The organism is Tateyamaria pelophila (assembly GCF_019966495.1).
Classification (GTDB): Bacteria; Pseudomonadota; Alphaproteobacteria; order Rhodobacterales; family Rhodobacteraceae; genus Tateyamaria; species Tateyamaria pelophila.
Genome location: NZ_JAIMIA010000009.1, coordinates 32924 through 58221, shown reverse-complemented (window position 1 = coordinate 58221; position 25298 = coordinate 32924). Strand labels below are relative to the sequence as shown.

Genomic DNA, 25298 nt, shown 5'->3' with positions numbered 1-25298 from the left:
AATGCGTCTCGGCCCCTAAAACTGTGTTTCTTGCAAGGATAGTATCGATGAAACCCCTGATGACCCTCACCGCGACTGTTGTTTTCGCCAGTGCCGGACTAGTGCTGGCCGATCCTTTGCCGTCGTGGAGCGATACAGCGGCCAGAGAACGGATCATCGCCTTTGTCGACAGCGTGACAGACGCCACGTCCGATGATTATGTGACCCCGTCTGACCGGATTGCCGTGTTTGACAATGATGGCACGCTCTGGGGGGAACAACCTGTCTATTTCCAGCTGATCTATGCCGTGGACGAAGTGAAGAAAATGGCCGCCAATGATCCGTCCATTCTGACCTCTGATGCTTTGAAAGCCGCGGCAGCAGGCGATTATGCAGCACTTGCCGCAGGGGGAGAAGAGGCCATTCTCGAAGTGATAAATGTTTCGCATAGCGGGCGGTCTGTTGCGGATTTCCAGGCCAGTGTTGCCGAATGGCTCGCGACCGCCAAACACCCGACAACCGGTCTGGGCTATGACCAGATGACCTATCAGCCGATGGTCGAATTGCTCAGCTATCTGCGGGACGAAGACTTCAAGACCTACATCGTGTCCGGTGGCGGTATCCATTTCATGCGCGTGTTTACTGAACAGGCCTACGGTATTCCAAACCAGCAGGTGATCGGGTCCTATGGCAATTCAGCCTTTGAAATGGTGGATGGCGCGCCGACAATAATGAAGGAAGCTGGCATCGGGTTTGTCGATGACAAGGAAGGCAAGCCGATCAACATCGACCGTATCATCGGCAAACGCCCGGTGATTGCCGCGGGCAACTCGGATGGCGACTTTGCGATGATCGAATGGACGACGGCGGGGGAAGGCCCGCGCCTTGGCCTGATCGTGCATCACACGGATGCAGAGCGTGAGGTTGCCTATGATTGTGACAGCCATATCGGACGTTTGTGTGACGGACTTGAGAAGGGTCCCGATATGGGCTGGTTGATCGTCGATATGGCACAGGACTGGTCCACGGTTTACACCGGAGATCGCTAAGACAAGCGCCCGCGCATCGATGATTGGGTCAGGGTGATACCCTGATCCACCTTCTCGCGATATTCCGCAAAGTTACAGTGTCACTTCGGTTTGCCCGTCTTTTGATCAAGCGTGTAGGCATATACGACGCGCGCCTGCATCAATCGCCGTCAAAGGCACAAAGGGCATTCACTTCCATGCCCATCGCCTCAAGCCGTTTGCGCCCGCCCAGATCCGGCAGGTCGATGATGAACGCGCAAGAAATCACCTCTCCGCCCAACCGTTCGATCAGCTTGATCCCGGCCTCGGCGGTCCCGCCGGTCGCCAGCAGGTCATCGACCACAAGGATCTTTTCGCCCGGCTTGATGGCGTCGTCATGCAGTTCCACAATCGCTTCGCCGTATTCGAGCTTATAGGCTTGGCTGATGGTGGCACCGGGCAGTTTGCCCTTCTTGCGGATCGGCACGAACCCCACCGAAAGCTGGTGCGCAATCGCGCCGCCAAGGATGAACCCCCGCGCCTCAAGGCCCACGACCTTGTCGATCTCGAGACCCGCATAGGGGTGCAGCATCTGGTCGATGGCCATGCGAAAGCCGCGCGGATCGGCAAAAAGGGTGGTGACATCGCGAAACATGATCCCTTCATGAGGAAAGTCGACGATGGTGCGGATGTAGTCTTGAACGGTCTTCATGTCGCTCTCCGTAGGGTGGCTGTGAGGATGCCCATCGCCACAAGAGTGGTTCCGCCTGCGCGGGTCAACCATGTGATGACGGACGGCCTGCCGATCATGCCACGCATCTTGTCGGCCAGCAGCGCATAGGCGAGCGCGTTGAGCGCTGCAAGGCTGCAAAACGTGGCGATCAGAATGGCGAATTGCGGCATCAGGGGCGCGTCAGGCCGGATGAATTGCGGCACGAAGGCGATGAAAAAGGCGATAGATTTGGGGTTGAGCGCTGTCACGGTCGCGGCATGGCCAAACACACCGCGCGCGGTCACCGCCGCCCGCGGGATGGCCAGCCCATCGGAAGGGGCGGAGCGGATCAGCTTGACCCCCAGCCAGATCAGATAGGCAGCCCCAACCCACTTCAGCACCGTAAACAGTGTGGCCGAGGCCAGCACCAAGGCCCCAAGCCCCAGAAGCGAGGCCGTCATCGCGATCAGATCGCCAAGGGCAACCCCGGCGGCAGAGGCAACGGCAACTGACCGCCCCTTGGACAGCGCATAGCTGAGCACCAGCAGCACCGTGGGGCCGGGGATCAGCAGCAGGGCTGTCGAGGCCGCTACGAACGCGAGCCAAAGGTCGAATGACATGATGTGGTTCCCTGAATTTTGGTCAGGAAAACACACCATCCCCTTGGCGTCGAGGCGAAAATCAGGGCAGTTTGATTGCCTGGACATGCATCCAGTCAAAGTTGCGTTGTCGGCCCAGCGACACCCAGCCTTCGGCCTCCCAAATCTCCCAGAACTTCAGGAATTCGGGCCGCGCCATATGCGCCTTTTGCCAGCCCCATTCCAGGTCGTTGTTGCTGGGGTCCCAATCGATTGCGGCGGCCCAGGAATGGGTCGACCAGGTGCTGCCGCCGCGTTTTGTCCGCACGTTCTTGCAGCCGCCATACATGTGCATGCCCATCTCACGCAGCGCGTCCGTGCCGTAATGGTCATGGATGGCGTGCAAGATGCGCGACAGGCTGTCGGCCACCTTGGGGTGGCAGCCGATACGGCTGGTCTTGATCGAGTGATTGAAATCAAGGGTCAATTTCCAGGGGCAGTCCACGATCACCGTGGGCGGTTCCGTTCTGTGTTTCGGGCGGTAGCCGAAGAAATCCATCACCTCGGCCTGTCCGGGCCTGTCCGTCGGCCAATTGTTGGGGTTTTCGTTGCCCGGTATGATGTCGCGGAACTTGAGCAGGGGCACGCCGGTGCGCCGCAGATGCTCAATCTCCAGATAGGCATAATCGGTCAATTGCCCCCACAGCCCGTCGATGGGGCCGGGGTCACATTCGGCATCCTTGCATGCCAGTTGGAAGGCGGCGACGCGCTTGCGCTTATCGCTCCAATTTTCCGGTGATGCCGTCAATTCGGCTTTGCAGTCTTCGATTTTTCCGTCGACTGCGGCGGGCAGTTCGTCCGTGAGCTGGCCGGTGATCGGACCAGAGTAACGGCCCGATTCCGTAAGGATTTCTTGCAAAATACGCAGTGCACCCTGTTTCATCTCATTCCTCCCAATAGCATATTTCAATGTATCTGAAGGTATCACATTGCTCGCGTCGCACGAACTGATTTGTTAAATCACCCGCCCGGCCACAGCATCGAGCTTGGCCATCATGGCTGGATCACGGGCTTCGGGGGCCGTCAGGATCGCATATTCAAGCGCCCGGTCACAGCCATGCGGGCAAGGTGCGCGATCCGCTCCCAGAAGGGTCGGCAGCCGACGCACCAGATCGCGCCCCTTGTCGGCATTGCCCATCAAGGTGGCGATAATCTGGGTCACGTCGACCTCTCCGTGATCCGGGTGCCAGCTGTCGTAATCGGTGATCATCGCGACGGACGCATAGCAAAGCTCGGCCTCGCGGGCGAGTTTGGCTTCGGGCATGTTGGTCATGCCGATCACGTCGGCTCCCCAGCTGGTGCGGTACATTTTTGATTCCGCAAGCGTCGAAAACTGCGGCCCTTCCATGGCCAGATATGTGCCGCCGTCATGCACGGTGATGCCTGCGTCGGTCGCAGCCGTCAGGCAGGCGGCAGACAGCCGGGGGCAGGTGGGATGTGCCACGGACACGTGCGCCACGCAGCCAGTCCCAAAAAACGACTTTTCCCGTGCAAAGGTGCGATCAATGAATTGATCAACGATGACAAAATCGCCCGGTGCCATCTCTTCGCGAAACGACCCGCAAGCCGAAACCGAGATGACGTCGGTCACATCCAGGCGTTTGAGCGCATCGATATTGGCGCGGTAGGGTACGGTGGTTGGGGAATGCACGTGTCCGCGCCCGTGGCGCGGCAAAAACACCATGTCGACTCCGTCCAGCGAACCTGTGAGCAGTTGATCTGACGGTGCGCCCCATGGCGTGTCGATGGAAATCCAGTCGGCCCCCTCGAGACCCTCGATGTCATAAATGCCGGAGCCGCCAATGACGGCGATTTTGGTATGGGTCATGCAGGCCTCCTTGGTTCACGATGCCCACAGCGTGCCGCCTTTCGGAACAAAGGAAAAGCCTCAATGCGATCACTTTCGTACCAACATGTGTCCAGCGCACGGCAGGTCGAAAAAAGCGCGCAAAAGTTTGCCCTCTTTCTGTCTCATGATGTGTTCGGTCAACAAGCAGGCAAGCCATTGACGTCAAAAGGATGTCGAAAAAGCAGCGCCATCTTTCGCCAGGTTTGCCAGATGCCCTTGAGGTCAAAGGCCGAAGCGATTCACTGCACGCAGATAATCGGAACCATGTAACCCGCAGGGGCTTTCTTGTGGCCAATGACGTGCGTTTCTCGCGTTTGGTCGACGGCGCATCCTGTCAGGTCTCTGAGATAGGTGTTGAAATCCTTGCTGTTCAATTGCCGCATGCGTGGCAGTCGCGCGCCATTGGCGCCGGGGGCCACGGCCAGGAATGTGGCGTAAGGGGACGGGTGGGAGACGTCGAGGTCAAAAGATCGAAACTTTGGTTTCGAATCCGGCTGCGAACATGCGGAGAGCGAAACACAGGCCGAAACAACCAGAGCTGATGCGATCCTAGACATAAAAACACCTCAATACCGTACATCGCAAATCTATGCGGTCGGCAACGGCCGCACAATGAATTGGTAAAGACATCGTTAACGCGGGCATGCGCATTTTAGGTATTGCCCACGGCAATGGCTTGCATGATTTCATCTTTCAGGTGCCCTTGGCTCACTGGTTCGACATCAGTCAATTCGGCGATGCTGCGCGGGGTCCGACCCCGGAAATGGGACCGTTTCGATTGCTTTTGGCGCGCTCAGGCTGTCTTGGGCGGCTCTTTGGGCTCTGCCCATGGCCTTTCGTCACATGATCCGTTAGATGCCGCAAGACAGCATTCCACGAGCAGACGGAGTCACCATGGCCCTTTTCGATTTCTCGAACATGAGCACCAAAACCCGTTTTGGCGATTTTTCAATTTCGCCGGGCGAAGTGAAGCTGACCCCGATGCAGATCAAGACAGAACTGTTGTCGGGTCTCACCGTTGCTTTGGCGTTGGTGCCCGAAGCCGTAGCCTTTGCCTTCGTGGCAGGGGTTCATCCGCTGGTTGGGCTTTATGCGGCGTTCATGGTTGGTCTGATCACGGCCATTTTTGGTGGTCGTCCCGGCATGATTTCAGGGGCGACCGGCGCTTTGGCCGTCGTCATGGTTGCTTTGGTCGCTCAGCACGGGGTCGAGTATCTGTTTGCGACGGTGGTTCTGATGGGACTGCTGCAGGTTTTTGCAGGCGTGATGCAGTGGGGCAAGTTCATCCGGCTCGTGCCGCATCCGGTGATGTTGGGCTTTGTGAACGGGCTGGCCATCGTGATTTTCCTGGCGCAGATGACGCAGTTCAAGGTGCCGGGCAGCATGGAAGCATCGGGCCATGGCATGGCGGGAGGCGAGTGGCTGTCGGGCATGCCGCTGTTCCTGATGCTGGCGCTGGTCGCAGCGACGATGGTGATCATCTGGGTCGCGCCACGCATCACCAAGGCGATCCCGGCGCCTTTGGCGGGTATTGGCATCGTGGCGGCTGTGGTGATCGGCTTTGGCCTTGATGTGCCGCGGGTTGGGGACCTGGCCAGCATTCAGGGTGGTTTGCCGCCTTTCCATATTCCGGCGGTTCCGCTGACTTGGGAAACACTGGAGATCATTCTGCCCTACGCGGTCATACTGGCGGCGATTGGTCTGATCGAAAGCTTGCTGACGCTGAACCTTGTCGGTGATCTGACGGGGCAGCGTGGGGGCGCCAGCCAGGAGTGCATTGCACAGGGCGTGGCCAATACGGCGACAGGTTTCTTTGGTGGCATGGGCGGTTGTGCGATGATTGGCCAGTCGATGATCAACGTCAAATCGGGCGGACGGACGCGGATTGCAGGGATTGCTGCGGCGCTGTTTTTGCTGGCCTTTATCCTTGTCGGCTCGTCGGTCATCGAGCTGATCCCACTGGCGGCGCTGGTTGGGGTGATGTTCATGGTGGTGATCGGAACCTTTGCCTGGAACTCGCTGAAAATTCTGCGCAAAGTCCCTTTGACAGATGCGTTCGTGATCGTTTTGGTCACAGTCGTGACCGTGATGGAAGACCTTGCGGTCGCGGTGGTTGTGGGCGTTATCGTTTCTGCCTTGGCCTATGCCTGGAACAACGCGCGGCGTATTCACGCCAAGACCTACCAGACGCCGGAAGGCGCGCGGGTTTATCAGGTGCAAGGACCGCTGTTCTTTGGCTCGGCGTCTGGGTTCATCGAATTGTTTGACGTGGAGAACGATCCATCGGCCGTGATTGTAGACTTTGCGGACAGTCGGGTGGTAGATCAGTCTGCTTTGCAGGCGATCGAAGCGATCGCCATCAAATACGAAGAGGTGGGCAAACGGTTGCAGTTGCGCCATCTGACACACGATTGCCACAGGTTGTTGACCAATGCGGGCCACCTCATCGTCGACAGTGATGACGACCCCGACTACGAAATCGCGACAGATTACGGTGTGCGTACAGGTATTTTGGGCGGCCACTAAAAGGCGCAGAAAACGACGCGTTTTCTGGCGATTTTCCGACACGGAAAATGGTCCTCGCCCAACCTTCCTAACTGTACAGGAAACCGTATCGGTTTCCTGTATTTTCCGTGTCGGAAAACGGTTGACCTAAAAGCTTTCTAACGCGGAAATGTCTCCTGCCAGCAATGCGGGCGCGGCGCGTGCCACTTTGTCGGCGGGCCAATCCCACCATGCGATGTCCCGCAGCCGTTTCACGTCATCGGCATTGAACCGCATACGGACCACTTGCGCAGGATTGCCAACAACCACACTGTAATCCGGCACAGTCCCGCGGACGACTGCGCCTGCGCCCACGATGACACCGCTCCCAATCCTTGCGCCGGGGCAAACCGTCGCGCCGTATCCCAGCCAGACGTCGTGTCCGATAACCGTATCGCGACTATCTGGCCGATAGGACCCAATCTGCGCGGGGTCAAAGATCGGAAAGGGAAAGGTCGTCGCCCCATCGGTCGCGTGGTTGGCGCCACTGGTAATGAACCGCACCCCACTGGCAATCTGGCAGAACTTGCCAATGATCAGCCGGTCCGGTCCACCCTCGAACAGATAGGGGGCCAGTCGTGTCGCCCAATCGTCAGGCGGATCGAAATCAGACGCGTAGGTGTAGGCGCCAATCTCGAAATTTGGATGTTCAATCACTTGGTTCAAAAACACCGTGCCCTTGTGCGTCGAGCCATCCGGTAATTCGATTGGATAGGTCCGGCCCGGATCGGGAAATCCTGGCATCCTATTCTCCCGGGCGATTGAGGCTGAATTTATCGCGAATGACAGAATAATCGCGATATCCGAGACGGGTCAGGGGATTGTAACGCAGCACGTCAAAAATACCGTCGACGATGCAATCATCGCGCAAGTGTACGCCGACAACTTCGCCGAAGACCACGAAATTTGCGGCCCCTTCGATCTGGACGATTTGCGTCATCCGGCATTCCAGCGCGGCAGGGGTCGCGGCCACGCGTGCGCAATCGATCTCGCTGCAGGCGGCCTTTTCGATCTTTGCCAGATCAAATTCATCCGTCTCCGCGTCCCACGGGCCAGAGGTCTGGTTCATCACATCTTTCATCGCGTGTTCCACCACGTTGACGCAGAACACGCCTGTTTCGCGGATATTGGCGACGCTGTCCTTGGTGCCGTCCCGGTCATCCTTGCTTCCGGTCGATGCAAACATGACTTGTGGCGGCACATAGGCCACGCCGTTGAAAAACGAGTAGGGGGCGAGATTGTCAGAGCCGTCGCTGCCGTGGGTTGAAATCCAGCCAATGGGCCGGGGCGTCACGATGGCGTTGAAGGGGTTGTGTGGCAGGCCGTGTCCGTCGCTGGGTCGGTAAAACATGAAAGCTCCAATGTGGTGGTTTGCCTCACGATTACCCCCATGATAGGCCGTGCACCAGATCAGACGAAAAAAGCCTGCAAAAGATGTACCACCTGACAATCGAGACGCCCGAGGACTGGTGGGAGGTGGAGGCACTCTATGACCTTTGCTTTGCGCCCGGGCGCGAGGCGTTGTCGTCGTACCGCCTGCGAGACGGCGTGCCGCCGCAAGCGGGGCTGAGCCATGTGGCGCGCGACATCGACGGTATTCTGGCAGGTGCGATTCGCTATTGGCCAATCCGCGTGGGCGGTCATGCTGCCTTGCTGTTGGGGCCTGTCGCGGTGCACCCGACGCGGCAGGGCGAAGGGCTTGGCAGGCAGTTGATCGAGACCTCGCTTGAAGCTGCGGAACCATTGGGGTGGGCGCGGGTCATGCTGGTGGGCGACGCGCCCTACTACAACCGCTTTGGCTTCACCCGTCTGGACGGCGTCGTGATGCCGCCGCCAACCAATCCCGACAGGGTTCTGGGCCGTGCGGTGCAGCCGGGTGCCTGGGATGGCATCACCGGAGATGTCACGCGGTTGGATTGAAAACCGGGGCAGGATGCCCCACTTAATGATCCATGAACGAAATTGTCCTTGCCGACCCGATTGATCCCGACGAAGAGCTTCAGCGCTTGGCCAAGCGCTACAAGGCTGCAGGAGGAGTGGGCATTCAGGTTCTGAACCTGTTGGGCACTCGGGCAGAAAGCCTTCTGGATCGGTTGCCCGAGCCTGTCTCCCAACAATTGAACACGGCAACCCGCGCGGCCCTTGAACAGGCCATGATCGCCGCCAGCAAGTCGCGCAAGTGGGTTCCGGATCAATCCGAATGGCTGAACACGGCCGTGGGCACCGCGATGGGGGCGGCGGGCGGCTTTGGGGGCTTGCCCACGGCGCTTGCCGAATTGCCCGTGACCACGACGCTTTTGTTGCGCGTGATCGAAGGGGTCGCTGTCGAGCACGGCTTTGACCCAAGTACGGAGTCGGTGCGCTTTGATTGCGTACAGGTCTTTTCCTCTGCGGGTCCGCTTGAGCATGACGACGGCAGCGACATCGCTTTTTTGTCCGCACGGCTGGCCTTTACCGGCACGGCGATGCAGGCTGTCATCGCCCGTGTCGCCCCGCGCCTTGCCGTTGTGATGGGGCAGAAACTCGCCGCCCAGACGGTGCCGGTCTTGGGCGCGGTGGCAGGGGCAGCGACGAACTACGCCTATACGAGCTATTATACCGATATGGCCCACGTGCATTTCGGGGTGCGCCGGTTGGCCATCGCCGCGGACTTGCCGCAAGAACAGGTGGTCGAGCAACTCAGGGCGCGGGTTTTGCACCTGAAATAACGCCGCCGGAAATGGCGGTCTGCGCGATGGACGTGGCCTTGATGACGGCAAACACGGACTTGCCGGGGGCAAGGTCCATCGACGCCACGGCCCGCGAGGTCACCCGCGCCAGCAGCGTATCACCTGCCGCATCCAGCGCGATCGCAGCGCCCGGACCATCGCCCGATTTGATGGCCAGGATTGTGACGGGCAGGATGTTTTGCGCACTGAGCCCCGTGGGATGCTCAAGCGATAACAGCACATCCTGGGCCAGAACACGCAGGCGTATTTCTGCGCCGACGGGGGCCTCGACCCCCATCAACTGCAAGGGGCCTGCCGCGACGCGCAACGTGCTCAGGCCGTCGTCGCCATGCGCCTCGACCGTCGCGCGCAAAACGGCGCCGGCCTCGCGTACGCCCAGCAGCGGCACTGCCGCCGGGTCGGCCATCACGTCCATCAGCGGCCCGTGCCGCACAACCTTTCCATCGGTCAGTAGAACCATGTGATCCGCCAGACGGGCGACCTCTTCGACGGCGTGACTGACATAGAGGATCGGCACCGCGCTTTCGGTCTTGAGCCGATCCAGATAGGGCAGGATCTCGGCCTTGCGAGGCCCATCCAGAGCGGCGAGCGGTTCGTCCATCAACAGCAACCGCGGATCGGCCAGCAAGGCCCGACCGAGCGCTACCCGCTGTTTTTCCCCGCCCGACAGCGTCGCGGGGCGGCGTGCCAGCAGATCACCGATGCCCAGCATTTCGATGATCCGGTCGCGTCCCCTGGGCCGGGCGCCGAAGCGCAGCGCATAGTCGAGATTTTGCGCGACAGTGAGGTGGGGAAACAGACGCGCATCCTGAAAGACATAGCCCACGCGCCGTTTGTGCGCTGGCAGGAACGTGGCGGTATCGTTGAAGGTTACACCGTCCAGCGTGATGTGTGCCGTATCTGGCCTGAGCAGGCCTGCAACGGCGTTCACAATCGTCGTCTTGCCAGCGCCGGACCTGCCAAACAAGGCGGTGACACCGGGACCGGCGTCAAAGGCCACATCGAGGCAAAAGGCCCCCTGGTTGTGCTGGAGTGCGACGCTGAGTGTCATGCGCCCGCGATCCTCGCGGCCACGCGGCGTGCCAGCCATTCCGACAACACGACCGCCGAGAGCGCCAGGATGCAGGCCCAGATCACGAGGCTTATCGCAGTATCTTCGCCGCCCGGGACTTGCAGCAGCGCGTAGATGGCCGAGGGCAGCGTTTGCGTCTCTCCGGGAATGTTGGCGACGAATGTAATGGTCGCGCCGAACTCACCGATGGCTTTGGCAAAACCCATGACGCCGCCCGCGAGGATACCCGGCAGAATCAGGGGCAGGGTAACGGTGCGAAACACCGCATGCCCCGGTGCGCCCAGCGTGCGCGCGGCCTGTTCCAGCTTGGGATCGACCGCCTCGATCGCCAGCCGAATGGCACGCACCATAAGAGGGAACCCCATGACGATGGATGCCAGAACCGCCCCTGTCCACCGGAAAGCCAGTACAAGGCCGATGGTTTCTTCGAGGAATATGCCGATGGGGCCAGTGCGCCCGAAGGCGATCAAGAGCAAATAGCCTGTGACGACCGGGGGCAACACCAGCGGCAGGTGCACAAGGGCGTTCAACGCCGCCTTGCCCCAGAATTCACCGCGCGCCAGCAGCCATGCCACCCAAATGGCCAGCGGTAAGGCAAATGCTGTGGCCGTCACCCCGACAAGCAGCGACAGGCGCAGCGCCTCCCAACCTGCGGCGTCCAACATCATGGCAGGGCCGTGAAGCCGGCGGCGACGAATGTATCTGTCCGGGTGCCCAGATAGGTCAGAAAATCGGCCCCTGTCGGGGTCAATGCGGCGGCGCTGTATCGGATGGGGGGGTGGTGTGATGGTGGAACGGACCAGAGCGCGGAGACGGCCGGGCTTGCGGCTGCGTCAGAGGCATAGACTACACCCAGCGGCAACTCGCCGCGCGCCACAAGCAGCAATGCAGCGCGGACGTTGTCCGTCTCGGCAAGGTGAGAGCGCAACGTATCCCAAGCACCGATATCTTGCAGCCACGCCTGAGCATAGATCCCTGCGGGAACGGACAGGTGCTGTCCCATGGCCAAACGTCCGCCCTGAAGTCGGTCCAGCAATTCTGATGCTGTCGGATTGGGCAGGGGCGTGTCGCCCAAAGGCCCAATAAGAACCAACCGGTTTGAAATGATGTCTGTTGCGGGACCGGTGACGTGGCCGTTTTCCAAAAGCCAGTCCATCCACGCTGTGTTGGCGAGAATCACGATATCTGTCGGTGCGCCAAGGCTGACCTGGCGTGCCAGCGTGCCGCTGCCGCCATAGCTGATGACGACTTCCGTGTCCCAGTCCCGTGCAATCTCATCGAGTGGCCCTTGCAGGCTGGCCGCCGCGAATATCCGAACAGGTTCTGCATACCCCGCCTGCGCCAGAAGGGCGCAAGACAGGGCGACCGCCAAGCCTTTGATCCACACGGAGGTTTTCATCACAGGCGTACTATTGGGGATGCGGTGTCCCGGCTCAAGAGAAGAAAGGCGGCAAATTGCGCTCTCAACTGCACCAAGGTGCCGCTCAGGGCGCTTTGTACACTGGGAATAAACGAAGATTCTGGAATTCGCCTGAGAAATACGATACAAATCGAAAAAAGAGGAGGGTCTTTGCAGTGACCGCCCCCATTATTAAACAGTTGCCTTTGAATTTTGGCAAATCGCCTAAAACGTCCATCCGCACGCAGTTTGCAGCGTTGTGTTACAGGCTCAAAGGAAACAAAGTTCAAATTCTCCTGGTGACCACGCGGCGCACCGGACGCTGGATTGTGCCCAAAGGATGGCCGATCGACGGGCTGACCCCGCAAAAAAGTGCGGCTCAGGAGGCGTGGGAAGAAGCGGGCGTCGTCGGACACGCCGAGGGGCGGCCCCTAGGGTTGTTTTCTTATACCAAGATGCTGGATGAGGACGAAATGTTGCCCTGCGTGGCGATGATATATGCGGTGAAGGTGAAATCGCTGGCGAGAGACTTTCCGGAACAAGGCCAGCGTAAACGCAAGTGGTTCAGCCGAAAACAGGCGGCCAACATGGTTGGCGAACCAGAATTGGCGCGCATCCTGCGTGATTTTGACCCACGCATCGGGTGGTGATCGCGGCACGCGAACCGATTGCTATTTCTGGTGCAGCACCTAAATTACGGTCACAATGATAAAATACGCCCTGAAATGCCGCGATGGCCATGTGTTTGAAAGTTGGTTCGCCTCGGCTGATGCCTATGACACGCTCAAAGCGGGCGGCCATGTCAGTTGTGTGGTCTGTGGTGCGCGCGATGTTGGCAAGGCGATCATGGCTCCGAACGTCAGCACTGCACGCGAGCGACCCTTGTCCGTGGGCACGCCCGAAACGCATGACGCTCCGGACGTTCCCGCGCACGATATGGCCAAGGCCCTGTCTGAAATGCGCGATTCCGTCGAAAAGAACGCCACCTATGTCGGCGGAAACTTTGCCAGACAGGCCCGCGCCATGCACCTCGGAGATTCACCGGAAAAACCCATCTGGGGCGAGGCCAACCTGACCGAAGCAAAGGCGCTGATCGAAGACGGAGTGCCTGTGCTCCCGTTGCCCTTCATTCCAACACGCAAAGCGAACTGAATTTCATGCATATCGTCATTACAGGTGCCACGCGTGGCATCGGCGCAGGCTTGGCCGCGCATTACCGTGATCAAGGCCACAAGGTGACCGGGACGGGCCGGTCTGCGGGCGCTGATATAACACTTGATGTGACACAACCTGCGGACCATGCGGCGATGTCCGCGGCGTTGGCGGGACAAGCGGTAGACCTTTTGGTGTGCAATGCCGGTATATACCTGGACAAAGGCGAGTCCCTGGAAACCGGCTATGCGCCGGATCTGTGGGCGCAGAGCTTTGCAGCCAATGTGACGGGTGTATTTTTGACGATCCAATCCATGTTGCCGAATCTGCGGGCTGCGACGGCACCCAAGATAGCAATCATTTCGTCGCAAATGGCGTCGCATACGCGCGCGCCGGGGGGCAGCTATATCTACCGTGCATCCAAAGCTGCGGTGTTGAATGTCGGGCGCAATCTGGCGGCTGAACTGGCGGGGGATATTGCCGTCGGGATTTATCATCCAGGTTGGGTGCAGACCGATATGGGCGGACGCACGGCCGCCATCACGGTGGACCAATCCGTGGCAGGTCTTGTCGACAGATTTGAAGCCTTGTCTTTGGATACGAGCGGTGTGTTCGAAACCTGGGATGGGCAAGCGCATCCGTATTGACCGCGCGGGACAAGAAAATTCGTACGAATTTTCTTGGGGGCCCTGTCGGTGATGATTGCACTGTCATCGCGGAAATCTCAGGAATAAACGAGAGGGGCGTTCGTGCACCTTGCGCTTGAGGGCGGGTCAGCGTATGGCCCATCGGGATTTTGACGTGAGGCCGTGATGCCTGTTCTTGTGATGAAATTTGGTGGTACATCCGTGGCCACTCTTGACCGGATCCGCCGCGCTGCCAAGCGTGTGGGTGTTGAGGTGGCCAAGGGCTATGACGTGATCGTCATCGTTTCGGCAATGTCCGGCAAGACCAATGAACTGGTCGGCTGGGTCAACGAAACGTCGCCCCTCTTTGATGCACGCGAATATGATGCCGTTGTGTCCAGCGGTGAAAATGTCACAGCCGGTCTGATGGCCCTGACATTGCAAGAGATGGATGTGCCCGCACGCAGTTGGCAAGGGTGGCAAGTACCGGTGCAGACGACATCGGCCCATTCCAGCGCACGCATCGAGGGCATCCCGCCAACCAATATCAATGCGAAATTTGCCGAAGGTATGCGCGTTGCCGTTGTGGCGGGCTTTCAGGGGATCAGCCCCGAAGGACGCATCACCACATTGGGCCGTGGCGGCAGTGACACCACAGCCGTGGCTTTTGCCGCGGCCTTCGAGGCGGAGCGGTGCGACATTTATACAGACGTGGACGGTGTTTATACCACCGACCCGCGGGTGTCGTCAAAGGCCCGTAAACTCGACAGGATTGCTTTTGAAGAGATGCTGGAACTGGCCAGTCTCGGGGCCAAGGTGCTCCAGACGCGGTCGGTCGAGCTGGCCATGCGCTACAACGTGCGTTTGCGCGTTTTGTCGAGTTTCGAAGAACCAAGCGATGAGGCAGGCACTTTGGTCTGCGCCGAGGAGGACATCATGGAAAGCAATGTAGTGGCAGGCGTCGCCTTTTCGCGGGACGAGGCCAAAATGACATTGGTCAGCGTGGCTGACCGCCCCGGGATTGCCGCCACGATCTTTACTGCTCTCAGCGATGCGGGGGTGAATGTCGACATGATCGTCCAGAACATTGCCGAAGAGGGGCGCACCGACATGACGTGGTCCTGCCCGACCAACGAAGTGGCGCGCGCGGAAAAAGCGATGGCGGATGCCAAGGTCGACAGCGTCATCAACTATCAGGAACTGATCGCGGACACCGATGTGGCCAAGGTCAGCGTCGTTGGGATCGGCATGCGCAGCCACACCGGCGTTGCGGCGAAGATGTTCCGGGTCCTGAGCGCGGAAGGCATCAACATCCGGGTCATCACCACGTCCGAGATCAAGATCAGCGTGCTGATCGACCGTAAATATGTGGAGTTGGCCGTTCAAGCGCTACATGATGCGTTCGAATTGGAAAAAGCAGCCTGATCGTCGGCGCGCAAAATTTGCATTATTGGTCAAGGCACCTGTATTAGTTCGACTTAAAGTAGCAAAAGTGGTGGCGCGCCGCCGCTTTGCCATTTCGCTTTGATCGGTGCTGTGATTTAGCTGTGAGCGCACCAAAACGGGGGACGTACGGCTATGGCCGAACGCTTTGAAACCGAAAGCCGCAAGTTGCTGGGTCGGCTGCGTGACGAGATGGCGGGCGATGCCACAGGCCAGATGCGGCTGGACAAGATCACAAGCCTGATCGCGACCAGCATCGGCAGTGAAGTATGCTCCGTCTATCTGTTTCGCGACGAAGACACGCTGGAGCTTTGTGCGACGGAAGGGCTCAATCCCGAAGCCGTACACCAGACCCGACTGCGCCTCGGAGAGGGGCTGGTAGGGCGGGTTGCGCGCCGACGGCAGGTTGTGAATACAGCAAATGCGCCGCAGGAAAGCGGCTTTCGGTTCATGCCGGAAACAGGCGAAGAAGTCTTTTCCAGCTTTCTGGGCATTCCGATTCTGCGTTTGGGCGAAACCCTGGGCGTTTTGGTCGTGCAGTCCAAACAGTCTCGCGAATTTTCCGCGGATGAGGTCTATGCCCTCGAAGTCGTCGCCATGGTGTTGGCCGAGATGGCCGAGCTTGGCGCCTTTGTGGGCGAGGGCAGCGCAATGGGTGCGCGCCACAGTCAACCGACCATGTTGCGCGGGACGGTTGCCCAAGAGGGCGTTGCGGAGGGCCACATCTGGCTGCATGAACCGCGTGTCGTCGTGACCAACCCGGTTGCGGATGATCCGAAACGGGAATTGGAGCGGTTGAACGAAGCCGTGGAAGAGTTGCGTGTGGGCGTCGACAAGATGTTGACCAACGCCTCGGCTGACAAGGAGCAAAAAGAAGTCCTCGAAGCGTACCGCATGTTCGCCAATTCCAAAGGCTGGATGCGGCGCATGGAAGAAGACATCAGCAGCGGTCTGAGTGCTGAATCCGCCGTCGAAAAGGAACAATCGCTGGCCCGTGCCCGCATCGGGCAGGCGACGGACAATTATCTGCGCGAACGGTTGAGCGATCTTGACGATTTGTCCAACCGCCTGTTGCGCATTCTCACGGGGCAGGGCGCAGACACTGGGGCTGAAATGCCGGAAAACCCGATCCTGGTTGCCCGCAATATCGGTCCGGCCGAGCTGCTTGATTATGACCGCAAGCTCAAGGGCATCATCCTTGAGGCCGGGTCCGTGGGGAGCCATGCGGCCATTGTCGCGCGCGCCCTTGCGATCCCTCTGATCGTGCACGTCGAGCGCGCAACACTCGAAGCCTTGAACGGCGATCACGTGATGGTGGACGGCGAACAGGGCATCGTGCATCTGCGTCCCGATGACAGCGTCGTGTCTGCCTTTCGCGACAAGATGGCGATGCAGGCAGCGGCCACCGAACGCTATGCGTCGATTCGCGACAAACCGGCGCAAACCCTGTGCGGGACTGTGATCGGAATGCATATGAACGCAGGATTGATGGCTGATCTGCCATCGCTGCAGGGGTCCGGTGCCGAAGGCGTTGGCCTGTTTCGGACCGAGCTTCAGTTCCTTGTGCGCAACAAGATGCCGCAAAGGTCCGAGCTGAGCGCGCTTTATGCCCGTGTGCTCGAGGCCGCCAATGGCAAAAGAGTGGCCTTTCGGACGCTCGACATCGGGTCTGACAAGGTTCTGCCATACATGAAACCCAATGACGAACCGAACCCGGCCCTGGGCTGGCGTGCGATTCGTGTGGGGCTGGACAAGCCAGGCATCCTGCGCATGCAGTTGCAGGCATTGATCCGTGCCGCGAACGGCCGCCCCTTGACGGTCATGTTCCCCTTCGTGGCGCAATACGAAGAATACACGCAGGCCAAGGCCGAGATGGACAAGGCCATGGACCGCGAACGCCGCCTTGGGCATGTGCTGCCGTCTGAAATCGAGGTTGGCGCCATGCTCGAAACGCCCAGCCTCGCCTTTGCGCCGCAAAAGTTTTTCGAGGAGGTCGGGTTTCTGTCGATCGGCGGCAATGACCTCAAACAGTTCTTCTTTGCGGCGGATCGCGAAAACGAACGTGTGCGCCGCCGTTACGACACGCTCAACATCTCGTTCCTGAGCTTTATCGAACGGATCGTGGAGCGCTGCGCGCAGACCAACACGCCTTTGTCGTTCTGCGGCGAGGATGCAGGCCGCCCCGTTGAAGCGTTGTGTTTTGCGGCCATTGGCATGCGCAGCCTGTCCATGCGTCCTGCTTCCATCGGGCCGGTAAAATCACTCTTGCGGCGGTCCAATCTGGAAGAGGTGCGCAAGGTGATCATGGATTCCCGTCACCGTGGCGATATGAGCGCGCGCCCTGCCGTCATGGAATATCTGCGCGGGCAAAAGTGAAGGCTGTGCCTGAAATCTATTAAGTTTGAGATTGTTTCCATCTCTTTGATGATGACAGCAAAGCTTGTGCGCACCATCGGCCGCGAAATGTTATGTATGTGGTGCTGAAATGGTGGTTCGCTTTGCATGCTGCGCGCCGCGGAATGCGGTCCTTGTGCACCATGTCACCAACGGGACTTCAGTTTTGATACGAGTACGATTGTCCTGATGCGATCTTTCTGGATACTTTTCTGCCAAAAATGGATCCAAGATTGTCTTTTGCACTCATTTTGGATTTTTGCCCCCATTTTTAACCAGGGTGAAGCCGCCGCCGTTGAATGCTCATCCGGAAAAGGCCGCCGCTCAAGATGTGGCGGCGACCGTGCAGTGTTTAAGCCAAGTCAGCGCTGGTTTACCGAAGCCGGATTTCACTTTCACTGTCGAAGAACATGGTGCGGCTTTCGTCGAAGGACACGGTGACTTCGGTGCCTTCCTCCATCGCCAGATCGCCCTTGGATTCCACAACCAGCCGCTCGCCCGTCGGCGTGGTCAGGTAGTCATAGGCGACGCCACCCAATCGTTCACGGATGTCGAGCTTGATCGGAGACGTGGCCGCCGTCAGTTCCATGTCCTGCGGGCGGATGCCCACTGTGACGGCCGTGCCGGGGGTTGGCAAGGTGACGGAAGTGGGGACGACGATATCGGATAGGGCAGGCACGCGCACACCTCCGGCCTCGGCGACGCCTGCGACAAAATTCATGGCGGGAGAGCCGATAAACCCGGCCACGAACTTGTTGTCGGGGTCCTGATACAGGTGCATCGGGCTGCCGACCTGCTCGACATAACCTGCCCGCAGCACGACAATCTTGTCGGCCAGCGTCATCGCCTCGACCTGATCGTGGGTCACATAGATCATTGTCGTGCCCAGTTCCTTGTGCAGGCGGGCAATCTCGACGCGCATGTCGACACGCAGTTCCGCATCGAGGTTCGAAAGGGGTTCATCGAACAGGAAAACCTCCGGCCCGCGCACGATGGACCGGCCAATGGCAACGCGTTGGCGCTGGCCTCCGGACAAGGCGGCCGGTTTGCGGTCAAGGTAGTCATCAAGCTTGAGGATCTTGCTGGCCGCGCTGACCTTTCGGTTGATCTCGTCCTTGGGGACGTTGTTCATCTTCAGGCCAAAGCCCATGTTTTGCTCGACCGTCATGTGCGGATAAAGTGCGTAGGTCTGAAACACCATCGCAATGCCGCGCTGGGCCGGGTCCATGTGTGTCACGTCCCGGCTGCCGATATAGATTTGGCCGCCACTGGTTTCTTCGAGCCCCGCGATCATCCGGAGCAAGGTGGATTTGCCACAGCCCGATGGCCCGACAAAGACGCAGAATTCGCCGTCTTCAATCGTCAGGTCCACGTCAAAGATGACCTGGGTGGCTCCGTATTTCTTGACCGCCTTTTGCAGTGTAACGCCTGTCATGGTTCTCCCCTCCTCGAAAAATTGGACTTCATTGGCTTGGAAACTGCCAATTCGCTGCCGCTTGCGCGATGTCGTGCGCGGTGGATCGCAGATGTGGTGCCAGCGCGGACAGGTCTGTCAGCGACTTGCGCGCCGTGGATGTGGTGATGCTGAGCGCGCCGATGGCCCGCCCGGCGTCGGACAGAATTGGTGCTGCCACGCAGATAATGCCGGGCTCATGCTCTTCGCGGTCGAAGGCGATGCCACCGGCCCTGATTTCGTCAAGTTCGGCCGCCAGTGATTCGGCGCTCGTGTGCGTATGGGCCGTGTGGGCAAAATAAGCCTGCTGGGCGAGGGCCGATGCGCGCGCCTCATCGCTCAGAAAGGCCATCATCGCCTTGCCGACGCCCGTGCAATATCCGGGCCCGACCTTGCCTGCCTGGCTGAACATTTCCAGCGGTTCAGCGGCGTTGCGTTTGTCCACATAAAGCACTTGACCACCGTCGAGTTGCGCCAGATGAACCGTCTCGCCCATGGCTTCGGACAGGGCATCGATATGCGGCCGCGCAATGGGGGCAAGACTGCTCTGACGCCATGCCGCATGGGCCAGACGCACCAGACGCAGGCCCGGCGCATAGGTCTGGCGATCGACGTCATAGCGCAGCATGCCAAGGTTCGTGAGCGTCTGGATCAAACGGTATAGCGTGGCCTTGGGGTGGGTCGATTGCGCCAGAATTTCCGAGAACCGCACAGGCCGTTCAAACCCCGCAACGAGGTCAAGCACATCCAGTGCCTTGCCAATGGTTCCATCCCCTTGCCGGGGCGTTTGCGTGTTCATCTTGCTCCTCCCGAGCCTGATGCAGGAAAGTGTTGACCTGACCCGCGCTCCACCGCATAGTTCCAATAGTTGGAATTCAGTTTCACTATGTGGAACTTCCACGAAGAGAGACTGTAAGTCAAAAGAAATCTGACTTTCCGTTTCCGGAGCAATGAGACAAGCTCCGGATCTGGGAGAAAACGGAACTAAGGGAGGAAACCATGTTCCTGAATGTTAAAACCGCCGTGGCGGCGATTGCCCTGTCGGCTATGGCAGGCAGCGCCTTTGCGCGCGATCTGGTCATCAACTTTGACGACCTGAACCCCGGCCCCAAGAAGGGCTTTGACGACGCTGTTGCACTTTTCCAAGAGGAAAACCCCGACATCAACGTGATCGTCAACAACAACGACCGCGAAGCGCACAAGACAGCGATTCGGAATTTCCTGACCGCCGATGCGCCAGACGTGACCAGTTGGTACCCCGGCAACCGCATGGCGCCCTTCGTCGATGCGGGCCTGTTCCAGCCGGTGGATGACGTCTGGGAAGAAAACGGCTTCAAGGAAGATCTGGCCGCGATCATGCCCACCATGTCGCGTGACGGCAAAATCTGGGGTGTGCCTTACAGCTATTACCAGTGGGGCATCTATTATCGCAAAGACATCTTCGACCTGCTGGAGCTGGAAGAGCCCCAGACATGGGACGAACTGCTGGGCGCCTGTGCCAAGATGAAGGAAAACGGGGTCACCCCCTTTGCGATCGGCACGAAATTCCTTTGGACGGCTGCGGGCGTGTTTGACTACATCAACCTGCGCACCAACGGCTATGACGTCCACAACGCGCTGACCGCGGGCGAGATCAAGTACACCGATCCCCGCATCCGCGCGACCTTTGCGAACTGGGAAACGCTGATCAACGAATGTGGTTTTATCGACAACCATGCCAGCATGTCCTGGCAGGATGCCATCGCACCCTTCGCCAACGGTGACGCCGCGATGTACGTGATGGGCAACTTTGCGGTAGACGGGTTCAAGAACGCCGGTCTGACCGAAGAGCAGATCGACTTCATGCCGTTCCCGACCATCGATCCAGCGATCGCCCCTGCCGAAGAAGCGCCGGCGGACGCGTTTTTTATTCCGACCAACGCCAAGAACGTCGAAGATGCCAAGAAATTCCTGGCCTTCGTCGCGCGCCCCGATGTGCAGACCCAGTGGAACATGACCATCGGTCAGCTGCCCATCAACTCCAAGGCGGACATCTCGGATGACAAGTTCATTCAGGAAGGCTTTGCCCTGTTGAACAGCGCCCAAGGCCTGGCCCAGTTCTATGACCGTGACGCGCCTGCAGCGATGGCCAAGGCAGGTATGGAAGGCTTCCAGGAATTCATGCTGGACCCCTCCAAGGTCGACGCCATCCTTGAGCGCCTCGATACGGTTCAGGAAGAAGTCTACAACTAAGCGACCTTCGGGGTGGGCATTTATGTCCACCCCGTTCCTATCATTAACCCTTTGAAAGCGCGCCCATCTTGCGTTTTCACGAGGTTACTGGGTGTCGGCACCAAGGCACCTCACACACCAGATCAGGAGCATGCCCCATGTCTGATGCCGCGCATCAACCGCAGGCCAAGCCAAACTGGCTCAGTCGCAACAAACTGGCCGTCGCTCCGTGGATATTCCTGATCCCCGCCCTGATCTTTTTCGCCATCTACGTCGTCATCCCGATCTTCGAGAGCCTCTGGCTGAGCCTCTATGAATGGAACGGACTTTACACGGCCGACGGCGAAAGCACGGCCACCTGGGTGGGTTTCGGCAACTACGTCAAACTCTGGGATGATCCGAACTTCTGGACCTCGCTGCGCAACAACATCGCCTGGCTGGTTCTGTATATGCTCGCAGTGCCGCTGGGCCTGTTCATCGCGCTCTACCTGAACCAGACGGTGACGGGCATGCGGTTTTACAAGTCGATGTTCTTCTTTCCCTTCGTGATCTCTCAGGTCGTTGTCGGTCTGATCTTTGGCTGGTTCTACAACCCGGATTTCGGTGTCGTCGGCACGGTTTGGAAAGCGCTCTTCTGCGAAGAGACGATCAACATCGTGGGCAACGTCACCTTCACCTGCTCGCGCCCCGCGCCCGATATCCTGTCGAGCCCGGAATGGGCCACCTACGGCATCATTGCGGCGGGCCTCTGGCCACAGATCGCCTATTGCATGATCCTTTATCTCACCGGCCTCAACAACGTGGCCGCCGACCAGATCGAAGCGGCCCGTTTGGACGGGGCCAAGGGCTGGAAGATGCTGTGGTATGTCGTCGTTCCACAGCTCAAGCCCGCGACCTTCATCGCTATTGTCGTGACCGTCATCGGCGCTTTGCGCTCTTTCGACATGATTGCGATCATGACGCAGGGCGGGCCATTCGGGTCCACCAACGTGCTGTCGCATTACATGTACGAAGTCGCGATTTCGGAATATGGCGAGCGCTATGGATACGGGTCATCCGTTGCAACAGTTCTGTTCGGTATCATGTTGATTTTCATAAGTTACTTCTTGTGGCGCATGTACCAGGACGAAAAGGGAGGTCGTTGATATGTTTCCACGTCCAATCGAAAAATCCACCCAGATAGCGCGTCTTGCTTACCAGACCTTTCTGCCCTTTGCGCTGATCCTGTGGCTGTTGCCGCTGATCGCGATTTTTCTGACGTCGATCCGGTCGGCCAAGGATATCAACTCGGGCAACGTGTTTGGCTGGCCGTCGGAATTCGCGCTGATCGACAATTACACCGCCGTGTTTACCCAATCGGCGGCGGCGCAGTACATGTTGAACTCGGTGCTCATCACGGTGCCCACGGTCATGATCTCGGTCGCATTGGCTTGCCTTGCGGGCTATGCGCTGGCGATCTACCGGTTCCGGGTGGCACTGCCGCTGTTTTTCTTGTTCGTGGCAGGCAACTTCATCCCGTTTCAGATCCTCATGGTGCCAGTGCGCGACATGTCGGTGCAAACGGGGCTCTATGACACCATCGCAGGGCAATTCCTGTTCCACGCAGCCTTCCAGACCGGGTTCTGTACCCTCTTCATGCGCAACTTCATCAAGGCACTGCCCTTCGATCTGGTGGAATCCGCCCGCATCGAAGGCGTCGCGGAGTGGAAGATTTTCTGGTACGTGATCCTGCCTCTGGTGCGGCCCGCGATCGCGGCACTGGCCGTGTTGATTTTCACCTTCGTGTGGAACGATTTCTTCTGGGCCAACGTGCTGACGCAAGGCGAGGCCGCCAAGCCGATCACCGCTGGCGTGCGTGCCCTCAATGGTCAGTTCGTCAACAACTGGCATCTGGTTTCGGCTGCGTCCTTGCTGGCGGCGGTTCCGCCTGTGGTGATGTTCTTCCTGATGCAGCGGCATTTCATATCTGGTCTGACGTTGGGGGCTGTAAAGTGATACGATGTTGGCGTCTGGATGACGGGCGTCAGACTCTGGTTCTGGGCTCTGACAAGGGTCGATTGGCCGAGGTCGTCTATTGGGGACCCTCGCTGCCGGACCAAGAAGATCTGACGACCCTTTACCAAGCCTATGCGCTGGATGTGACCGGGGGCATGCTGGATGCAAACCCCGAGTTGAGCATCTGTCCCGAAGCGACGCGGTCGTTTCCCGGCCAACCGGGGTTGATCATTCGCACCGGGGACGGCGCGCCGTTCTTGCCCAAGTTCCGTTTGGAGCAGGCGGATCTGGGCGACGGCGTACTGGTGCTGACCTATCTGGATCAGGACCGTACGCTGACCTACCGGGCGCGCTTTGCCATTGATGTGGAAACCCACATCATCGAAGCCAGCGCAGAGGTTGAGGCCGAACAACCGATGCACCTGCACTGGCTCAGCGCACCGGTCTTCCCTGCGCCGCAACTCAGCGACGAGATGATCGATTTCGCCGGGCGCTGGTGTGGTGAATTTCAGATGAACCGGACCCCGTGGTCTGCCGGCATGCGCTACCGCGAGAACCGGACCGGGCGAACCGGGCATGAGCATTTTCCCGGCCTGATCGTGCCGGTGCGCGGGGCCTCCAACGCTTCGGGCCACACCTACGCATTCCACTATGGCTGGTCCGGCGGGCACCGCATGGTCGCCGAAGAACTGCCCGATGGGCGCCGTCAAATCCAGTTCGGACATGCGTCCCGCGTCGAGAGCAGCGCGCAGACCCGCTTTTCCACCGGCAAGCTCTACGCCGTGTTCTCCGACGATGGGCTGAACGGCTGTGCCGTTGCGTTTCAACGGCATTTGCGCGACCGGGTCGTGACCTTTCCGCGTCCCGACGCGCCACGCCCGGTGCATTACAACTGCTGGGAAGCTGTCTATTTCAACCACAATCTGGACGAATTGAAAGACATCGCCGAACGCGCTGCCAAGCTGGGGGCCGAGCGGTTCGTGCTGGACGATGGCTGGTTCGGCAACCGCGATGACGACACCCAGGCGCTGAGCGATTGGGAAGTCGATCCGCGCAAGTATCCCGATGGTCTCACCCCGCTGATCGACCACGTCAAGAGCCTCGGCATGACGTTCGGGATCTGGTTCGAGCCCGAGATGATCAACCCGAATTCCGACATCTTCCGCGCCCATCCCGACTGGGCGCTGGGCGGCGAGGATCAGATCATGGGCCGTCAGCAAATGGCGCTCAACATGGCGCTGCCTGCCGTGCAGTCCTTCCTTTTTGCCCGGATCAGCGACATTCTGAGCCGCCATGACATCGAATATGTCAAATGGGACCACAATCGCGTGTTGCCGATGCCGGATGCGGCGCAGACGCGGGGATCCTATGCGTTGCTGGATCGGTTGCGTCGCGAATTTCCCCATGTGGAGATCGAAAGCTGCGCCTCAGGTGGCGGTCGTATCGATTTCGGGATCATGGAGCGGACCCAACGCGTGTGGCTGAGTGACAGCAACGACGCTGTAGAACGTCTGCGGATGCAGCATAACGCGTCGATCTTCCTGCCGATGGCCGTCACCGGCAGCCATGTTGGTCCCCGCGTTTGCCATACGTCCGGGCGCACGCTTGATATCCGGTTCCGCGCTTGGGTCGCCGCACAGCGCCATATGGGGTTCGAGATGGACCCGCGCGAATTGACCGAAGACGAAACGCAGGTTCTGACCGACGTCACCAGTTGGTGGAAACACAACCGGTCGTGGATGACGGGCGCGGATATCCTGCGCCTCGACAGTGCCGACCCGGCAGTCATCGCTGAACAACATCTGGAGCAGGGCGGGGCGCAATTCGTCGTCTTTGCAGGCAAGGCCGCGACAAGCGACCAGATCGCCCCGCGCCCCTTGCGCCTGACACGGCTGACGCCGAATGCAAAATACCGCATCGAACTGGTCAACCGGGAGGATGTGGGGCATCTCTCGCGCGGAGCCAACGCGCTGAAATCCGGCCCGATCGTGGTGAGCGGTGCCTATCTGATGTATCATGGCCTGACGCTGCCATGGAGTTTTCCCGAACGGATGTGGGTCATCAAGGGCGACCTTGCCTGATCCGCGCCAGAAAG

The 25298-nt window shown here is 59.3% G+C and carries 25 protein-coding genes; 13 read left to right on the top strand and 12 right to left on the bottom strand.

From position 1 onward, the window contains the following. Positions 1 to 47: 47 nt before the first annotated feature. A complete protein-coding gene (locus tag LC354_RS05090) occupies positions 48 to 1028 on the top strand; it encodes an HAD family hydrolase (RefSeq protein WP_223421767.1) in 981 nt (326 codons plus the stop codon). Between the two features lie 139 nt (positions 1029 to 1167). Here the strand turns inward: LC354_RS05090 and LC354_RS05085 are convergent, their stop codons facing one another. The 5 genes from LC354_RS05085 to LC354_RS05065 all read right to left on the bottom strand — a co-directional run bounded on the left by LC354_RS05085 (position 1168) and on the right by LC354_RS05065 (position 4742). Continuing rightward, positions 1168 to 1698, bottom strand: a complete 531-nt coding sequence (locus tag LC354_RS05085) for an adenine phosphoribosyltransferase (protein WP_223421766.1) — start codon at positions 1696 to 1698, stop codon at positions 1168 to 1170. After that, positions 1695 to 2318, bottom strand: coding sequence for a LysE family translocator (locus tag LC354_RS05080; protein WP_223421765.1), 624 nt, complete (start codon positions 2316 to 2318; stop codon positions 1695 to 1697). Before LC354_RS05080 ends, LC354_RS05085 begins: the two co-directional genes overlap by 4 nt. Positions 2319 to 2379: 61 nt before the next feature. Next, on the bottom strand, positions 2380 to 3219 hold the full coding sequence (locus LC354_RS05075) for a M15 family metallopeptidase domain-containing protein (RefSeq protein ID WP_223421764.1): 840 nt from the start codon (positions 3217 to 3219) through the stop codon (positions 2380 to 2382). 72 nt (positions 3220 to 3291) lie between these two features. Continuing rightward, the gene (locus LC354_RS05070) at positions 3292 to 4164 is read right to left on the bottom strand and encodes an S-methyl-5'-thioadenosine phosphorylase (protein WP_223421763.1); all 873 of its coding nucleotides are present in this window, start codon (positions 4162 to 4164) and stop codon (positions 3292 to 3294) included. Positions 4165 to 4424: 260 nt separating this feature from the next. Next, the gene (locus tag LC354_RS05065) at positions 4425 to 4742 is read right to left on the bottom strand and encodes a hypothetical protein (RefSeq protein WP_223421762.1); all 318 of its coding nucleotides are present in this window, start codon (positions 4740 to 4742) and stop codon (positions 4425 to 4427) included. A gap of 424 nt (positions 4743 to 5166) precedes the next feature. On the opposite strand from LC354_RS05065, the gene LC354_RS05060 reads away from it, so the two are divergent. After that, positions 5167 to 6711, top strand: coding sequence for a SulP family inorganic anion transporter (locus LC354_RS05060; protein WP_223421800.1), 1545 nt, complete (start codon positions 5167 to 5169; stop codon positions 6709 to 6711). 126 nt (positions 6712 to 6837) lie between these two features. Here the strand turns inward: LC354_RS05060 and LC354_RS05055 are convergent, their stop codons facing one another. After that, on the bottom strand, positions 6838 to 7473 hold the full coding sequence (locus LC354_RS05055; protein WP_223421761.1) for a CatB-related O-acetyltransferase: 636 nt from the start codon (positions 7471 to 7473) through the stop codon (positions 6838 to 6840). A 1-nt stretch (position 7474) separates the two neighbouring features. After that, complete coding sequence (locus LC354_RS05050; protein WP_223421760.1) at positions 7475 to 8080, bottom strand: flavin reductase family protein; 606 nt, start codon at positions 8078 to 8080, stop codon at positions 7475 to 7477. An 83-nt stretch (positions 8081 to 8163) separates the two neighbouring features. Here LC354_RS05050 and LC354_RS05045 point away from each other — a divergent pair, with 83 nt between their 5' ends. Further along, positions 8164 to 8649 carry a GNAT family N-acetyltransferase gene (locus LC354_RS05045; RefSeq protein WP_223421759.1) on the top strand — a complete coding sequence of 162 codons (486 nt, stop codon included), beginning with the start codon at positions 8164 to 8166 and terminating at the stop codon, positions 8647 to 8649. Positions 8650 to 8681: 32 nt separating this feature from the next. Then, on the top strand, positions 8682 to 9437 hold the full coding sequence (locus tag LC354_RS05040) for an EcsC family protein (RefSeq protein WP_223421758.1): 756 nt from the start codon (positions 8682 to 8684) through the stop codon (positions 9435 to 9437). Here the strand turns inward: LC354_RS05040 and modC are convergent. From modC to modA, 3 genes are read right to left on the bottom strand one after another with little or no spacing between them, the layout of a single operon-like run. Next, positions 9409 to 10509 carry a molybdenum ABC transporter ATP-binding protein gene (modC, locus tag LC354_RS05035; RefSeq protein ID WP_223421757.1) on the bottom strand — a complete coding sequence of 367 codons (1101 nt, stop codon included), beginning with the start codon at positions 10507 to 10509 and terminating at the stop codon, positions 9409 to 9411. The two genes, LC354_RS05040 and modC, sit on opposite strands and share 29 nt — an antisense overlap. Beyond that, positions 10506 to 11198, bottom strand: coding sequence for a molybdate ABC transporter permease subunit (modB, locus tag LC354_RS05030; protein WP_223421756.1), 693 nt, complete (start codon positions 11196 to 11198; stop codon positions 10506 to 10508). Before modB ends, modC begins: the two co-directional genes overlap by 4 nt. Continuing rightward, a complete protein-coding gene (gene modA / locus LC354_RS05025; RefSeq protein ID WP_223421755.1) occupies positions 11195 to 11929 on the bottom strand; it encodes a molybdate ABC transporter substrate-binding protein in 735 nt (244 codons plus the stop codon). The genes modB and modA overlap by 4 nt, the downstream gene beginning before the upstream one ends. Before the next feature lie 56 nt (positions 11930 to 11985). On the opposite strand from modA, the gene LC354_RS05020 reads away from it, so the two are divergent. From LC354_RS05020 to ptsP, 5 genes are all read left to right on the top strand, one after another. After that, positions 11986 to 12579: an NUDIX hydrolase gene (locus LC354_RS05020; RefSeq protein WP_317849268.1), complete on the top strand. Its 594-nt coding sequence runs from the start codon at positions 11986 to 11988 to the stop codon at positions 12577 to 12579. Between the two features lie 55 nt (positions 12580 to 12634). Then, entirely contained in the window at positions 12635 to 13081 is a 447-nt protein-coding gene (locus LC354_RS05015; RefSeq protein WP_223421754.1) for a DUF1178 family protein, read from the top strand. A 5-nt stretch (positions 13082 to 13086) separates the two neighbouring features. Further along, positions 13087 to 13728, top strand: coding sequence for an SDR family NAD(P)-dependent oxidoreductase (locus LC354_RS05010; protein WP_223421753.1), 642 nt, complete (start codon positions 13087 to 13089; stop codon positions 13726 to 13728). 165 nt (positions 13729 to 13893) lie between these two features. Beyond that, a complete protein-coding gene (locus tag LC354_RS05005; protein WP_223421752.1) occupies positions 13894 to 15132 on the top strand; it encodes an aspartate kinase in 1239 nt (412 codons plus the stop codon). Positions 15133 to 15285: 153 nt separating this feature from the next. Next, a complete protein-coding gene (ptsP, locus tag LC354_RS05000) occupies positions 15286 to 17526 on the top strand; it encodes a phosphoenolpyruvate--protein phosphotransferase (protein WP_223421751.1) in 2241 nt (746 codons plus the stop codon). Between the two features lie 391 nt (positions 17527 to 17917). Here the strand turns inward: ptsP and LC354_RS04995 are convergent, their stop codons facing one another. Together LC354_RS04995 and LC354_RS04990 are read right to left on the bottom strand one after the other, a co-directional pair. After that, positions 17918 to 18979 carry an ABC transporter ATP-binding protein gene (locus LC354_RS04995; RefSeq protein WP_223421750.1) on the bottom strand — a complete coding sequence of 354 codons (1062 nt, stop codon included), beginning with the start codon at positions 18977 to 18979 and terminating at the stop codon, positions 17918 to 17920. 28 nt (positions 18980 to 19007) lie between these two features. Further along, positions 19008 to 19796, bottom strand: coding sequence for an IclR family transcriptional regulator (locus LC354_RS04990; RefSeq protein ID WP_223421749.1), 789 nt, complete (start codon positions 19794 to 19796; stop codon positions 19008 to 19010). Between the two features lie 200 nt (positions 19797 to 19996). Here LC354_RS04990 and LC354_RS04985 point away from each other — a divergent pair, with 200 nt between their 5' ends. From LC354_RS04985 to LC354_RS04970, 4 genes are all read left to right on the top strand, one after another. Next, positions 19997 to 21229, top strand: coding sequence for an ABC transporter substrate-binding protein (locus LC354_RS04985; protein ID WP_223421748.1), 1233 nt, complete (start codon positions 19997 to 19999; stop codon positions 21227 to 21229). A gap of 137 nt (positions 21230 to 21366) precedes the next feature. After that, complete coding sequence (locus LC354_RS04980; RefSeq protein ID WP_223421747.1) at positions 21367 to 22353, top strand: carbohydrate ABC transporter permease; 987 nt, start codon at positions 21367 to 21369, stop codon at positions 22351 to 22353. 1 nt (position 22354) lies between these two features. Next, positions 22355 to 23203: a carbohydrate ABC transporter permease gene (locus LC354_RS04975; protein WP_223421746.1), complete on the top strand. Its 849-nt coding sequence runs from the start codon at positions 22355 to 22357 to the stop codon at positions 23201 to 23203. Beyond that, positions 23200 to 25284: an alpha-galactosidase gene (locus LC354_RS04970; RefSeq protein ID WP_223421745.1), complete on the top strand. Its 2085-nt coding sequence runs from the start codon at positions 23200 to 23202 to the stop codon at positions 25282 to 25284. Before LC354_RS04975 ends, LC354_RS04970 begins: the two co-directional genes overlap by 4 nt. The last annotated feature ends 14 nt before the right edge of the window (positions 25285 to 25298 follow it).